Annotated in this window: 12 protein-coding genes; 10 read left to right on the plus strand and 2 right to left on the minus strand. The window is 63.4% G+C overall.

Features of this window, described 5'->3' with window-relative positions:
- Positions 1-4 precede the first annotated feature (4 nt).
- From alkB to HAQ05_RS08320, 4 genes are all read left to right on the plus strand, one after another.
- Positions 5-673, plus strand: a complete 669-nt coding sequence (alkB, locus tag HAQ05_RS08305; protein ID WP_190419299.1) for a DNA oxidative demethylase AlkB — start codon at positions 5-7, stop codon at positions 671-673.
- Positions 674-891: 218 nt separating this feature from the next.
- Positions 892-1,320 (plus strand): HhH-GDP family DNA glycosylase, encoded by a 429-nt coding sequence (locus HAQ05_RS08310; RefSeq protein WP_190419301.1) that lies wholly within the window; start codon positions 892-894, stop codon positions 1,318-1,320.
- The gene (locus HAQ05_RS08315; protein ID WP_190419303.1) at positions 1,320-2,048 is read left to right on the plus strand and encodes a DUF72 domain-containing protein; all 729 of its coding nucleotides are present in this window, start codon (positions 1,320-1,322) and stop codon (positions 2,046-2,048) included. Before HAQ05_RS08310 ends, HAQ05_RS08315 begins: the two co-directional genes overlap by 1 nt.
- Positions 2,049-2,142: 94 nt before the next feature.
- The gene (locus HAQ05_RS08320; RefSeq protein WP_190419305.1) at positions 2,143-2,487 is read left to right on the plus strand and encodes an RcnB family protein; all 345 of its coding nucleotides are present in this window, start codon (positions 2,143-2,145) and stop codon (positions 2,485-2,487) included.
- 136 nt (positions 2,488-2,623) lie between these two features.
- Here HAQ05_RS08320 and HAQ05_RS08325 read toward each other — a convergent pair whose 3' ends face one another.
- On the minus strand, positions 2,624-3,682 hold the full coding sequence (locus HAQ05_RS08325) for a sigma-54 interaction domain-containing protein (protein WP_190419307.1): 1,059 nt from the start codon (positions 3,680-3,682) through the stop codon (positions 2,624-2,626).
- A gap of 351 nt (positions 3,683-4,033) precedes the next feature.
- Between HAQ05_RS08325 and HAQ05_RS08330 the strand changes: the two genes are divergently transcribed.
- The 6 genes from HAQ05_RS08330 to HAQ05_RS08355 all read left to right on the plus strand — a co-directional run bounded on the left by HAQ05_RS08330 (position 4,034) and on the right by HAQ05_RS08355 (position 14,199).
- Complete coding sequence (locus tag HAQ05_RS08330) at positions 4,034-6,274, plus strand: TonB-dependent receptor (protein WP_190419309.1); 2,241 nt, start codon at positions 4,034-4,036, stop codon at positions 6,272-6,274.
- 18 nt (positions 6,275-6,292) lie between these two features.
- A complete protein-coding gene (locus HAQ05_RS08335) occupies positions 6,293-7,357 on the plus strand; it encodes an ABC transporter substrate-binding protein (RefSeq protein ID WP_202988049.1) in 1,065 nt (354 codons plus the stop codon).
- Between the two features lie 262 nt (positions 7,358-7,619).
- Positions 7,620-9,905, plus strand: a complete 2,286-nt coding sequence (locus HAQ05_RS08340; protein WP_190419311.1) for a TonB-dependent receptor family protein — start codon at positions 7,620-7,622, stop codon at positions 9,903-9,905.
- 43 nt (positions 9,906-9,948) lie between these two features.
- Complete coding sequence (locus HAQ05_RS08345; RefSeq protein ID WP_190419312.1) at positions 9,949-11,544, plus strand: GMC family oxidoreductase; 1,596 nt, start codon at positions 9,949-9,951, stop codon at positions 11,542-11,544.
- An 11-nt stretch (positions 11,545-11,555) separates the two neighbouring features.
- Positions 11,556-12,965 carry an aldehyde dehydrogenase family protein gene (locus HAQ05_RS08350; protein WP_190419314.1) on the plus strand — a complete coding sequence of 470 codons (1,410 nt, stop codon included), beginning with the start codon at positions 11,556-11,558 and terminating at the stop codon, positions 12,963-12,965.
- Positions 12,966-12,999: 34 nt separating this feature from the next.
- Positions 13,000-14,199, plus strand: a complete 1,200-nt coding sequence (locus tag HAQ05_RS08355; RefSeq protein ID WP_190419316.1) for an MFS transporter — start codon at positions 13,000-13,002, stop codon at positions 14,197-14,199.
- A gap of 48 nt (positions 14,200-14,247) precedes the next feature.
- On the opposite strand, the gene HAQ05_RS08360 is transcribed toward HAQ05_RS08355, so the two are convergent.
- Complete coding sequence (locus tag HAQ05_RS08360; RefSeq protein WP_190419318.1) at positions 14,248-14,982, minus strand: class II aldolase/adducin family protein; 735 nt, start codon at positions 14,980-14,982, stop codon at positions 14,248-14,250.
- Positions 14,983-15,295: the final 313 nt, after the last annotated feature.

Consider the following 15,295-nt stretch of genomic DNA (forward strand, 5'->3'; position numbering starts at 1 on the left):
CTAAATGGCGTACACCCTCGACCTGTTCGCCGCTGAGCCCACCACGCCCGGCGAACGCCAAGCCTTGGGCAACCAGGCTTGGCTGCTGCGCGGCTTTGCGCTGCCCTGGGCCGAACAACTGCTGCCGGCCCTATTGCAGGTTCGCCAACAGGCGCCACTGCGCCATCTGGTGACCCCGGGCGGCTTCACCATGTCGGTGGGCATGACTAACTGCGGCCCGTTGGGCTGGACCAGCGACCGCCGCGGTTACCGCTACAGCCCCGTAGACCCGAACACCGGCCGGGCATGGCCGGCGATGCCAGGCGCCTTCCTGGCACTGGCCCAAGCAGCGGCCCGTGAAGCCGGCTTCGAGGGCTTTGCGCCGGATGCCTGCTTGGTCAACCACTACCGTCCCGGCAGCCGCCTGACCTTGCACCAAGACCGCGACGAACATGACCTGAGTGCGCCGATCGTATCGGTTTCGCTGGGGCTGCCGGCAGTGTTCCAGTGGGGTGGGTTGGCCCGTGGCGATCGCACGGTGAAAGTACCGCTGCAACATGGCGACGTGGTGGTATGGGGCGGCGAGGACCGCCTGCGCTACCACGGGGTGCTGCCGCTGAAGGAAGGCGAACATCCGCGGTTGGGGCCACGGCGGGTCAACCTCACGTTTCGCCAGGCAGGCGCCCCGCGCTGAAACGCGGCGTTTATCACAGCGGCCCGGCGCTGCCTAGCACCCGCGCCGCTGCAGGCGGATGCCTCCGGTGCCAGCGTGCTGGCGCGACCAGCCGCATTATGCAACCCCTAACAGGGCCAAGCGCGGCTATGCGATTGCGCGCTGGATGGAATTCGCAGGTTTTTGGGTAATCCACTCTACACGCGCTACCCATACATACGCTTTTGTGGAGGTGAAAAATGGCACACGCTATCAGCGCCGCAGACCTGGGCATCAACCTGGGATCCGGCGGCGAAAAGGCGCTGTTCAAATGGTTGATCGCCAGTTTGCTGATGGGCAAACGCATCCAGGCGGGGATTGCCGCCGAGGCCTATCACGTGATCGTTGATAAACACGCGGTCGACACCCCGCGCAAACTCAGCCAGCGCTCGCACCGTGAGTTGGTCGGCATGCTCGGCGAGGGCCACTATAGCCGCTACGACGAGTCCACTGCCGAACGCTTGTCTTCGCTGGCCGCCAAGCTCAACAGCGACTACGCCGGCAAAGTCACCAGCATCCGCGAGGCCAGCAGCGACCTGGGCGAGTTCAAACAACGGCTGCAGGCGTTCGACGGCATCGGCCCCAAGACCGTGGAAATCTTCATGCGCGACGCTGAGAAGGCCCTGTAGTGGGCCCACTCGGTCAGGCGTATGTGGGCTGTGCCGGTTGGAGCCTGCCCCGCGAACATTGGCCAGCCTTTGCCGCCACCGGCACGCACCTGCAACGCTATGCCACCAGGCTTAACGCCGTGGAAGTGAACAGCTCGTTCTACCGCGCGCATAGGCCGCAAACCTATGGGCGTTGGGCGAGCTCCACGCCGCCCGGTTTTCGCTTTTCAGTGAAGATGCCCAAATTGATCACCCATGTTCAGCGGTTGGTGGCGTGCGAGGATTTGCTCGATGCGTTTTTCAGCGAATGCTCGGCGTTGGGTGCCCACCTAGGCTGCGTACTGGTCCAGCTACCGCCTTCTTTGATGTACCAGCCAGACGTGGCGAATGCGTTCTTCAGCCTGTTGCGGCGGCGCTTCAGCGGTGGAGTGGTGATTGAGCCCCGCCATGAGTCCTGGGTTCAAGCGCAGGCGATGCTGGTCGATGCACAAATTGGCCAAGTCGCGGCGGACCCCTCCCGGATCAGCTCCGACGCCAGCCCCGCTGGCTGGCCAGGGCTGCGCTATTGGCGGCTGCATGGCTCGCCGAAGACGTACTACAGCGCGTATTCACCTGAGCGGCTCCAACGTTTCGCTCACGATACCCAACAGGCCCTGGAAGCCGGCATACCGACCTGGTGTATTTTCGATAACACCGCCGCCGGCGCGGCCTTGCCCGATGCGCTCAGCTTTCAAGCCATGCTTCGATAAGCGCCGCTTTGCCCACACGTTTGCCCCTCAGCTTTTTTAAACTTCCTCTGGCCATGTGCACTCTCATTTGTAGCCACCTTACCGGAGAATGAACATGCAAAAGCCTGGTTGGATATTGCCATGGGGTGCCCTGCTGGCGGGCGCGATAGCCACCGCACCGTTGTTTGCCCAGGCAGACGACATAAAGCCCAGCGACTGCAAAAGCGACCAAGTGTGGATAAAATTCCTGGACAACGCGAAGTGCTACGGCAAGGGCGACAAGGTACCCGACTCCAATTCCCGTGGTGAAGTGGCCTTACGCGATTGGAAAGCGAAGCAACTGCCGCCCCCGGAGGATAACGCCCAGTGGGTGGCCTCAGGCGACCACTACTTGATGATCAACCGCGAGAACGCCACCCTCATCGAAATCCGCGACAAGCAGGGCCAAGAAGTTAAATAAAGTGCCCACACCGGCTCGATAGCGGCATTGCCGAGCCGGCCGGCCAACGCCAGCCAAAACACTGCTACAACGGTTCATGGGCCGTTCACTGTTGCACCTGAAAACATGCCTACATCCAGGCGGTGTTGCGGCCGCCCTACTGAGCGCTGGGGCGTATGTGCCCGTATTTCTCCAACCGCGCCCTGACGATATTACGGCTGATCCCCAGCAGGCGGCCGGTCTGCAACTGGTTGCCGTCGCAGTACGAATAGGCCGTTCGGTATAACGCCGCCTCGATAAAATCGTGAAGGTCCGGCAGGTTTTGTTCGTACAGCGCGAGCAATGCGGCGTCGAGGCTATGCAGGGCGCTGCCCGCGCCAGGGGCCGCCAGTTCGTGCCGCGCGGGGGCCGAGGGCAGCTCAACCAAATGCAAATCCACCGGCTGCACTCGCTGGTCACGGCAGACCAGTAGTGCATGGTGGATAGCGTTCTCCAATTCACGAATGTTGCCCGGCCACTGATGGGCGATAAGCGTGCGCTCGGCTTCGGCGCTCAGTAGCGCGTGCTGGTAGCCCTGGCGCCGGCAGTGCTCCTCCAGGAAGAACCGTGCCAACGGCAGGATGTCACCTGGTCGATCGCGCAACGGTGGTAGGCGAATGGTCGCCACGTGCAGGCGGTAGAACAAGTCTTCACGAAAGTTGCCGGCCACTACTGCGTCAGCAAGGTTCACGTTGGTGGCGGCGACCAGCCGAACATCGATGGCGGTGGGCTGCCGCGCACCCAGGCGAACCACCTCGCGCTCCTGCAGCACCCGTAACAGCTTGACCTGCAAATTCAGCGGCAGGTCACCGATTTCATCAAGGAACAGCGTTCCGCCATTGGCCGCTTCGAACCACCCCTGCTTACTGGCAAAAGCCCCGGTGAAAGCACCCTTCTCATGGCCGAACAACTCGCTCTCAACCAAGGTTTCCGGCAGTGCCCCGCAATTGACCGCCACGAACGGCGCCTTGCCGCGCCGGCTCAGGGCGTGGATATGCCGTGCGACCAGCTCCTTGCCGGTTCCCGTCTCGCCCATGATCAAGGCATTGGCCTCACTGGGGGCCAGCCGCTCGATGCGGTTGAGCAGCTCGCGTGAACGAGGGTCTTCGAATACCAACGCCGAAGCACGCAGTGACTTGTTCAGGTCACGGGCGTTGGGGTGGGAAAGCAACGACATGGCGGCGGTCCTCGATATCAGTGCGCTGATCCTGCCCTATTCAGCGTGTTAACAAAAAATTATGAATAGTAATTTGTTTATTCGATTTTAATTTTTCAGTGCCGGGGCCGGGTGCTTTGCTGCGCCAGCACCACGGCAGCAGCAATCGCTGCTGCCGTGGCAGGCACCCGGCGCCGCCGGCCCCAACAAAAAGCCTTTAATTACAATTAGTTATAATATTTCTTCAAAACGGTACGGTTGTTGCCATCCACCTTGGCGCATTTCCAGCGAAATGCCACCGATGCGCAGCGCATCGCTCACCATTCGCTTGCGCCCCCCATTTGGGGCGCGTGATGTTCACCAGGGGGAAACATGTACACACACACCGCATTGGCCACCGCGGTAGCCTTGGCGCTGGGTAGCTGGAGCAGCCTCGCGGCGGCCGACACCCAGGCCGGCCAAGCGCAGAGCAGCGACGCCCAGGCCGACGGGCCCGCCACCGGCGATTACCTGCCCAAGGTCACGGTAACCGCGCAAAAGCGCGAGGAAACCGCACAGGAGATACCGTCGGCCATCTCGGTGCTCAGCGGCGATAAGGTCCGCGACGACGCCTTGCAATCCGCCAACGAAATAACGCGGTACATTCCCAACGCCTCGGCCGGCACCACCGAAGCCCATGGCCGGCCGCGCTGGTGGATCCGCGGGCTGGGCACGGGCGACCAAGGCGCCAACACCGTCAGCCCGGTGGGCATCTATGTTGATGACGTGTACATCGCCAACATCAGCGCCACTGCTTTCCCGCTGTTCGACCTGGAACGGGTCGAGGTGCTACGGGGCCCGCAAGGCACGCTCTGGGGCAAGAACACCACCGGTGGTGCGATCAACTTCATTTCACGCAAACCGACCTTCGACCCCTCGGGCTATTTCAAGATTGGCGCGGGTAACTACAACGACCGTGTAGTCGAAGGGGCCGCCAGTGATGCGTTAGTCGACGACCGCCTGGCCGCCCGAGTGTCGTTCCACCACGAGGCGCGCGACGGTTACAACGAAAACATAGCCGACAACGACGACCGCGGCGGCCTGGAAGACGACGCCGTGCGCCTGCAGTTTTTGGCGAACATCAACGATAACTTACAGGCCAACCTCAACCTGCATGCACGCAGTTATCACGACACCGCCGGCTACAGCACGGTCAGTTACGGCCTGCAACCGAACGGTAACAACCAATTCGGTTACCACATCGACCCGAAACAAGGCAAAGTCAACTTCAACTCCAAATACGAAAGCGACGTCGACCAGGCCGGTACCAGCCTGAACCTGGATTGGCAATTGGGCGACCTGACCCTCACCTCCATTACCGCGTTCGAACACTTCACCCGCGACGGCTTCAGCGACGGCGACAACACACCGCAAGAATTGCAACGCAGCTACTCCTATGCCGATAGCCGCCAATGGTCGCAGGAAATACGCCTCGCTTCGGCAAAGGCCGACCGGCTGAGTTGGGTAGTGGGGTTCCACTACTTTAACGAAGACCTGCATTCCACGGGGGTGAACGCAGCACTGGCCAACCCCTACATCACACCGTATTACAACAACCTGAGCTATGACCAACGTACCGAAAGCTATGCGCTGTTCGGCAGCAGTACGTTTCACTTCACTGACGCCTTCAGCGTGACCGCCGGGCTGCGCTGGACCCGGGAAACCAAGGACATCGACCTGAGCCGCCTGCAAAACAGCGGCGCGGCAAACTTCACCGGTTCCGACTGGTGGAAGACCAGCAGCGTAGGCTCAGCATTGGCGGTCAATGCCGTGCAGGATGAACGCAATACCTGGAGCGACTGGACCTACGACCTCACCCCGGAATACCGGCTCTCGGATAACGCCCGGGTGTACTTTCGCTACGCCTACGGTTTCCGCTCCGGCGGCTATAACACCGGCGCCACCAACCAGGCCACGGTTGCCACGGTGGACCCGGAGTTTCTCACCGCCTACGAGTTGGGCCTGAAGTCCGAATGGTTCGACGGCAGGCTCAACGCCAACGCCGCCGTGTTCTATTACGACTACAAAGACATCCAGCTCAACATCGTCAGCGCGGTAGACAACCAGACCGTGTCGCGGCTGGCCAACGGCGCCAAAGGCGAGGTCTACGGCGGCGAATTCGAAATCGAAGCGATCCCGGTACAGAACCTGCACCTGACCGCCTCGCTAGGGTTGCTGCACACCGAGTTCACCGATTACACCTCGGGCAGCAACGATTACTCCGGCAATAAGTTCGTCCGAGCACCCAGCGTTTCGGCGGTCATCGGCGCCGACTACCGCATCCCTCTCGCCGTCGGCGGCGCGCTGGTACTGGGCACGGACTGGGACACCCGTAGCCGGCAGTATTTCTTCTCCAACGACCAGAGCGCCAGCATGCGCACGGGCGGGTACACCCTCGGCAACGCACGGGTGACCTACGAGCTGCCGGGCGACGCCACCCATGTGACGCTGTACGCGAACAACGTCACCGATAAGGAATATCGCAGCCACACCCTGCCAGGCGGCTACCAGACCGCCGGGGTGATGTACGGCGACCCTCGCACCTTCGGCGTGTCAGTGACTACCGACTTCTAAAATGCCCTGGAGAACAGTATGGCTTTAATACCCTTTTGGCGCCCGTGCCGCGCGTTGCTCGCCGCCCTGCTTGGGCTGGCCGGCATGGCCCAGGCCGCCGAGCAGCCCACCACGGTGCGCATTGCCACGGTCGCCTACACCAACGCGGGCCAGGTCACCTTCAACGGCCCGGCGTATATCATGGACCGCGACAAGTGGCTGGAGCAGCAACTGGGCGAACGTGGTATCCGCCTGGAATGGGTGCCAGCAGCCACCGCCTCGGTGGGCACGTTCGTCAACGAACAGTTCGCCAACCAGCGCATCGACTTCGCCTTTTACGGCGACTTGCCGTCGATCATCGCTAACGCCTCTGGCGTTTCCACACGGCTGATCGCGCCGGGCGGCGTGGGTAACAATGTTTACCTGGTAGTGCCGCCCAACTCACCTGCCCAGAGCCTGGCCGACCTCAAGGGCAAACGCATCGCCCTGCACCGCGGCCGGCCGTGGGAGTTGTCCTTCGCCAAGCTGGTGGCCGCCAGTGGCTTGTCGTTCAGTGATTTCCATATCCTGAACCTCAACCCGCAGGCCGGCGCGGCCGCGCTCAGTGCGGGCCGGGTCGACGCATTCTTTACCCTCAGCGATGCCTACCTGCTCGAAGACAAACAAGTTGGCAAAATCATCTGGTCGAGCAAGCAGGCGCCAGCCGACTGGAAAATGCGCGCCGAGCTGTGGGGCAGCGACGGCTTCGTCAGGCACTACCCCGAACTGACGCAGTTAGTAGTCGATGCTTACCTCAAGGCCGCCGCTTGGGCAGCACAAGACGCCAACCAGGCCACCTACCTGCAATGGCAAACCCAATCTGGCCAGCCATTGAGCGTGCTGCAGCGTGAGGTACAGGGAGAAAGTTGGGCGGCGCATTTCAGCCCGCTGTTCGACACCGCGCTCAAGCAGCACTATGCCGACGGCATCGCCTATAGCCTGAAGGCAGGCCTGATTCGCCAGCCCGTAGACGTGAATGCATTGCTGGCGCCCGAGTTCGTTGAACACGGGTTGAAAAACCTGGGCTTAGAGGCTGTTTGGCAACCGCCAGCGCAACCTAGATAGCGCCTGCCCATACAAACACCCGCACGCGGGTGTTTGTTTTTTCTGCGCACTTATTTCGGCCATAAAGTTATGCACTTTTATTAAGACGGCGTATCGATACTTGCCATTGCTTCCCTGGCAGCAGCACAAACGCAACCCAGTGTCGCCACATCAGCAATATCCCTTAAAAGAGGCGGCCAGCACCTTTATTTTGGCCACTTAAGTATTGGTACAGTCGTTGCTTTAGCACTTTAGGCGCAACTTACTACTTGAGAAAAACGAAATGAAACTGCCCAACGGGCTACACCTGGCACCGCTTGCCATCGCAATATCCAGCGCACTTTTACTGCACCCCAACATTGCCCTGGCCGACACGTCCAATATAGGCACCACCCTCGACACCGTGGTGGTGAATGGCCAAGACCCTAACAGCGCCAGCGTTGGCGATACCCACAAGGAAAAGGCGCCTGCCTCTAAGGCAACCCTGACCAAGGCGCAATTGGAAAAGTTCGCCGCGCTCGACAGCCCTGTGAGCGGCGCACTGAAGTATATGCCCGGGGTCCACGCCAGCGGCGGCGATAATAGCGGGGTGACCGAAGGCGGTTTGAACATCCGTGGTTTTTCCCAAGACCAGATCGGTTTCACCCGCGATGGCGTACCGCTGAATGACCCGCAGTTCCTGACGCCTCATGCTGACTTTTTTGGCGACCCGGAAAACTACCAGTCGGTGCAGGTGTTTTACGGCGGTGCTTCGATCAACGCACCCACCCTCACGGCCAGCGGCGGCAGCGTACAAATCCAGTCCGTGGCGCCCACTCGCGAAGCGGGCGTGTTGCTCAAGCAGAACGTCGGCAGCAACAACCTGCTGCGTACCTTCGCCCGGGTCAACACCGGCGAATACAACGGCCTCTCAGCCTGGTTCTCGACCTCACGCACCACCGCCGACTTATGGGATGACAGCGACGGTGAACTGTCGTCGAACCGCTACGAAGGCAACCTGCAGTACGAATGGGGCAACGGCAACCGCCTCAATGCGATTTTTTCCAGTTTTCTGATGCGCAGCAACAGCTACAAATACCCCACACTGGCCGAGTACCGCGCCGGCCATTATGACAGCGGCTACCCCCAAGCCAGCTACCCCACCGCCGGCGGTACCGCCGGGGTGGCCGACAGCACCACCCCTGGCAGCAGCGCGGCCGCTTCGCGGGCAGACTTCAAGATCCAGACCTACGCCCTCAACGGCCTGTTCAACCTCAGTGATAACGTCCAGTTAAAGGTCAACCCCTACTTCGTGCGCGTGGCCGATGGCACCGCAGCGGCGTCGGTAGTGTCGGTGTCCGAAGCCAGTACCGGCAGCGACCTCAACGGCGACGGCGACACCCTCGACCCGAGCGTCACCGGTGCCCTGAGCGTGTACCCCACGCAGTACCGGATCGGCGGCTCCAATACCCTGGACATCACCCTGAATGACGCCCACACCTTGCAGTTGGGGCTGTGGACCGATTACACCCACGCCGATAACCAGATGCCGGTGATCCAGATCAAGGGCAACGGCAAGCCCGCCAGCATCGATGGCAGCCACCCCCTACGCGATGGCAACGGCAATACTGTTTACTTCACCAACCAAAGGAACCAGATCACGACGCAAAAGCTGTGGCTGCAGGACACCTGGGACATCCGCCCGGACCTCACCCTCACCGCGGGGCTGGCATGGCAACATACCCGCCTTGAAGGTGACGATCGCCTCAGCGGCTTTGGCGACAGCGCTGACTACCACCACGTGCTGCCCAGCCTGAGCTTGGCCTACCAGCTCAATGCACAGCAACAGCTGTACTACAACACCACCTCCAACATGCGGGTACCGGCGGTGGCATCGGTGTACGGGCGCAGCGACGGTAGTGCCAAGCAAAAACCCGAGCAAACCTGGAACCAAGAAATCGGCTGGCGCTACACCACCGACGCGCTGCTGCTTAACGCCGCCCTGTTCTACGACCGCTTCAAGAACCGCCAAGCGGCGTATGAAGCGGTCAGCGGGGTAACGTCTTATCTCAACGCCGGCGATGTAACCAGCCGCGGCCTTGAGCTCGCGCTCAATGGCCTGTTGCCTGGGCACTTCAATTATTTCGGTTCCTGGACCTGGCTGCGCGCGACCCAGCGCGACGACTACAGCGCCGCGGGCGCCAGCCAGAACACCGCTGGCAAGCAACTGTACGACTCCCCGCGCCAACTGTTCACCGCCGGCCTCGGCTACGACGACCAGGTGTTCTATGCCAACTTCCTGGGCCGCTATACCGGCAGTTTCTATGGTGATTTGGCCAACAACGAGCGCATTGGCGGCTATACGGTGTTCGACCTGAACCTGGGCTACCGCTTCAAGCATTGGGGCGGGGCGCTGAAGCAGACCACCGTATCGCTCAACCTGAACAACGCCTTCGACAAGCAGTACCTCGCCGGCGTGAACTCCGGCGCGGTATCGGCCAACCCCGATGACAGCGCGTTCTACAGCGCGCCCAAATATTACCGCGGCGCCCCACGCTCGTTGGTGGCCGGCATTGCCGTCGAATTCTGACCCCTCACCCGCCATGCCGGCAGCCGTGCCGCCAGGAGCTTCCATGCCCGATACACCCTATGACTTTATTATCGTTGGCGGGGGCAGTGCCGGCTGTGTATTGGCCAACCGCCTCAGCGCCGCCCCGCAGCTGCGGGTGCTGCTCATCGAGGCGGGGCCCGATACACCGCCTGGCGCCACGCCCGCGGAGATCCTTGATGGCCATGACCCGTTTCGCCTGCGCCTGCAGATGCGCGAGCGTTACTTCTGGCCGGGGCTGAACGTACAGCACGGCGACCACTCGGACCCGGCACAGCGGCCTGTGCGCTTTCTAGAGCAGGCGCGCGTGCTCGGCGGCGGCTCGAGCGTCAACGTGCTGGTAGCCAACCGCGGCCTACCGCGCGACTACGACCAGTGGGCGGCCCTGGGTGCCGAAGGCTGGGCGTGGGAGCAGGTGCTGCCGTACTTTCGCAAGCTCGAACGCGACACCGATTACCGCGGGCCCCTGCACGGCCACGCCGGGCCCATACCCATTAGCCGCCCGCGCAGCGAGCATTGGAGCGCCTTTACCCAATCGGTGGTGGCCGCGTTGCAAGCTCAAGGCTTGCGCAATATCGGCGATCAGAACGGCGTGTTCGAGGATGGCTACTTCCCGCCGGCATTGAATGTGGAGCACGGCCAGCGCGTGTCGAGCGCACGCGGTTACCTCGACGAAGCGACCCGCGCCCGGCCCAACCTGCAGATCTGGACCGACAGCCAGGTGCTCGGTTTGCTCCATGAAGGTACGAAGGTCACCGGCGTACGCCTGCGCCGCGAGGGCCAGGTGCTCAGCGTGCGTGCGCGGCAAACCGTGCTGGCCGCCGGCGCCTTGCACTCACCGGCACTGCTGCTGCGCAGCGGCATTGGCCCTGCGGCGCATCTGCACGACCTCGGCATCGAGGTGCTCGCAGACCGCCCCGGGGTGGGCCGCAACCTCTATGAACACACCTCTATCGGCACAGTGGCACGCTTGAGCGACAGTGCCCGCGAGGAGGCACGCAACCCCCACGGCGGGAGCGCCCATCAACTGGGGATTCGCCTGTCTTCCGGGGTGGACCCGGCCACGCCGTCCGACCTGTACCTGGCGGTGGGGGCCGATGCCGAGCGCGACGTCGCCAGTGCATTGGTGTGGATCAACAAGCCAAGCTCCCGCGGCCACCTGCAGTTGCGAGACAGCGACCCCGACAGCCCCGTGCAGGTCGACTTCAAGTTGTTGTCAGATCCCCGCGACCTACAGCGGCTCCGTGCAGCGCTGGAGACCATCCAACACCTGTTCGCCCATCCGCGCCTGGCACGCCATCAGTTGCAACTGACGCTGACCCCATTCGCGGTCCCCCAGGGCGATGGCCCGGCGTTAACCGCGCTGCTCGCCGACGAGGCTGCCCTGGAAGGCTACCTGCGCACCCAGGTGGGGGGCGTTTGGCACCCCAGCGGCAGTTGCCGGATCGGCCGCGCCAGCGACCCGCTGGCGGTGGTCGACAGCGCGGGCCGCGTGCATGGCGTCAGTGGGCTGCGGGTGGTCGATGCCTCGATCATGCCGGTGATCCCCACCGCCAACACCAACCTGCCAACCCTGATGCTCGCCGAAAAAATCGCCGACGCCATCCTGGCCGACGCTTGAGGAGCCTACCGATGCCCGCTTATGAACTGTTGATCGATGGCCAGTTGCACCCTGCGGAACATTATCTTGACGTGTACGACCCCGCCAGCGAGGCGTGGCTGGGGCGGGCCGCGCTAGCCAGCCCAGAGCAGGTCGAACAGGCCGTGGCCGCCGCGCACGCCGCCCAAGCGAGTTGGGCCGAAGACCCCGCGCTACGCCGCCACAGCTCGGCCCGGGCCGCCGCCCTGGTACGCGAGCACGCCGAGGCGCTGGCCGAGCTGGTGACCCGCGAACAAGGCAGGCCACTGCGTTTCACCACCCAGGAAGTGGCCGGGGTGGCCGCCACCTTCGACCATTACGCGGCGCTTGAGGTGCCGGCGGCAGAGGTGCTGCAAGAAGATGCCGAGCGTGTGGTGCGTGTGGTGCGCAAGCCCTTGGGCGTGGTGGCGGCGATCACCCCCTGGAACGTGCCGTTGATCCTCCTGGTACTAAAGATCGCGCCCGCGCTGCACGCCGGTAACACCGTGGTGGCCAAGCCCTCCGAACACACACCGCTGTCGACGCTGCTGCTGGCCAGCCTGCTCAAAGATGCATTCCCTGCCGGGGTGCTGAACGTCATTGCCGGTGCCGGCGAGGTGGGTGAACAACTGGTGCGCCAGCCCCAGGTGCGCCACATCACCTTCACCGGCAGCGTGGCCACGGGCAAACGCCTGTACGGCCAGGCCGCCGCCGACCTCAAGCGGCTCACCCTGGAACTGGGCGGCAACGACCCGGCGCTGGTACTCGACGATGCCCAGGTCCCGGCCATCGCCGAAGCGTTGTTCTGGGGCGCGTTCTGGAACAGCGGCCAGGTGTGCTTCGCGATCAAGCGCGTGTATGTGCATCAAAGCCTGTTCGAGCCGCTGCTGCAGGCGCTGGTGGAACGCGCCGAGCGGACCGAGATCGGCCACGGCCTGAACCCAAACAGCGAACTGGGTCCGTTGACCACCGCCGCGCAGTTGCAACGCGTCGAAGCGCTGGTCGAAGACGCCCGCCGGCAGGGTGCCGAGGTTCACACCGGCGGCAGGCGGCTGGCCCGCCCGGGCTTTTTCTACCCGCCCACGCTGGTCAGCGGCGTCAACGCGGGGGTGGCATTGGTAGATGAAGAACAGTTTGGCCCGGTACTGCCGATTATTCCCTTCACCGACCTCGAAGACGCCATCGCCCAGGCCAATGCCAGCCCCTATGGGCTGGGCGCGTCGGTCTGGACCAGCGATCCGGCCCGTGGCGAAGCCGTCGCGGCGCGCTTGGCCAGTGGCCTGGCCTGGGTCAACCAGCACCTGCACATCCACCCGGGCGCGCCCAAGGGCGGGCAAAAATGGAGTGGCCTGGGTTACGAAGGCGGCGCACGCGGTTACGACGCCTTTAGCGAACTGCAAGTTGTGAACACCTTACGGCGTTGACGCCGCACTCACTCATCGACTCGAGGAACACCCCATGCGTGCCGGAAGCTGGCCATCGATAGCGCTCACATTGACCTTCGCCGTGCTGGTTGCGGCGTGCCATGGCAAGACCATCCTGTTGGTCGCCGACATCGCCCGCGATTTTGCGGTCAGCCCCGCCGAAGCCAGTTGGGTGGTCTCGGCGGTCGCATTGGTCGCCGCCCTGGCCTCGCCCTTGGTGAATTGGGGCGTGGCGCGCCTGGGCGAACGCCGCGCCATTGCCGCCGGTTTGGTGCTGGCAGCCGCCTGCAGCGCCCTGGCCAGCCGCAGCACTGCATTCGGCACACTGTTGGCGCTGCGTGTGGTAGAAGGCGCGGGCTACATCAGCGTGGTGTTAGCCGCCCTGGCCCTGCTGGTGCATACCACCGAAGGGCCGCGGCGTACCACCGCCCTGGCCTTCTGGTCAGTGGCCTCGCCGTTGGGCGGGGCGATTGCGATTTTCGCCGTTGCGCCCTACGTGAACGGTGGCCCGGGCGCCTGGCGCATCGCCTTCAGTGGGCATGCCGTGGTGTTGCTGCTGTTGCTCTTGGCCACGCCTTGGCTGCCGGCCCGGAACCTGGTCGCACCGCGCGAGCGCAAACCGCTGGCGCAGGTGTTCGCGCTGTACACCGAGCCGTCCTTGGTGCGCCTGGCACTGGCGCTGGGTGCGCCGCTGACGGTGGCGTTGGGGCTAGTCACGCTCACCCCGGCGTACTTCATCAACACGTTGGGGGTTGCCCCGGCCACGATTGGCTTGATCTCCACGGTGGGCATCCTGAGCAGCGTGCTGGCGGGCCTGCTGGCCGGTTTCATACTCAACCTGCGCCGTGTGGGGCCGGTGGCGGTGGTGGGCGGCGCGGTGCTTGGGGTGGCCCTGGAGGTACTGACGTTCGTGCCTGGCGTCGGGGCGAACCTGGCGGTGGCGGCGAAAATCGGCCAGGGCTTCTTCGGCAGCTTCGTCATTGCCTGGATCTTCACCCGCATCCCGCAGATGAGCCGGCACGGGGACGTGATGGGCGCCGGTGGCATTGCCGAACAGGCCCTATACCTGTCGATGTTCCTCGGCCCGGTGCTGCTGTTCCCGCTGTTCACACTGCCGTCGCGCCTGCCATTGCTGGCCGTGCTGGTGGTGGCCGGCCTGCTGCCCTTGCTGCTGGTGCCGCTGGGGCTGCGTAAAGCGGTACAAACGCCAACGCAAGCGCCCAGCCAGGCCTGAACAGTACGAAGCCCTGCAAGGAGGGCTTCGTGTCAGCGACCGCGCAGGTTATGCGGCTGCCTCCAGCAACTTTTGGCCCTCGGCCCACAGCCCGGTCATCTTCCATTGCTGCTCCAGCACGCCGGGGCCAAATTCCTTGGAACCGCCCAAGGGTTCGGCCAGGCCTTGGAAATAAGCGCCCTCCTCGATCAGCAGGATCAACTTGGCCACCTGCAGGATGCTGTGCCCCCAGAATGTCGCGCCGCCGTTGGCCTCCAGAATGGCTGGCGTGTGGGGGTTCTCCTGGATGCGCTCGACGATGAAATGCTGCTCTGGCTGGCGACGGTCTACGTACAGCGGCAGTTCACGGGCCAGGGTCACCCGTTGCGAGGCGGCGTAACGGATGGGCAGTACCCGATGGGCGCTGGCCCAGCCGCCCAGGTAGGGGGTGTGCACATGGCTGACGATATTAACCTGCGAGCATTGCTGGAAAACGGCCGCGTAGCGCTGGCCGTTCCCTCCCGCCTTACGGCCGCTGAGCGGGGAGCCATTGTCGGCGGTTTCGTCCAGCACCACCTCGCCGCTGTAGCTGGCGACAACAGCGCCAATGGTCGTGTCCTCGGCCCAGGGGCTCGGCGCGTGAAGTGCCAGCACCAGGTCGGTGTCGGGCACCCGCACGTAGGCTTGGAAGGTGTTGGTGGCGGTCAAGGTGCGGGTGTTGCTGAGCACGCTGAAGGCCTTGGCGAAATCGCGTTTGGCCTGGTCAACCTGGGCAAGCAGCGTAGGGGTAAGGCGGCTGGTCATGCGGCGTCTCCTTCGAATGGGTTCGTACCCATGCAAGCATGGATAAGCAGCACAGAGCAGGAGTTGTGCCAGCTATAAACTAGCTTATAAAACAATGGCTTGCTGCGCCTTTGAGGCCAACACGGCCTATTGCGAAGCTAGGCTGCTGCCGCTACAGCAGGGGTTGCTGGCCATGTGTTGCTCAGCCAGCAACCGGCGCCCCGTGGAGGCGGCCCATACTGCCGCAAGCCTTTAAGGCCGGGCGTTAGCGGTTTTGGGCACACGACTTGCTCAGCTAACGGTATTGCTTGGGCGGCCTTCGCCCGGCCATCGC

This window comes from Pseudomonas typographi, assembly GCF_014694385.1.
Lineage (GTDB): Bacteria > Pseudomonadota > Gammaproteobacteria > Pseudomonadales > Pseudomonadaceae > Aquipseudomonas > Aquipseudomonas typographi.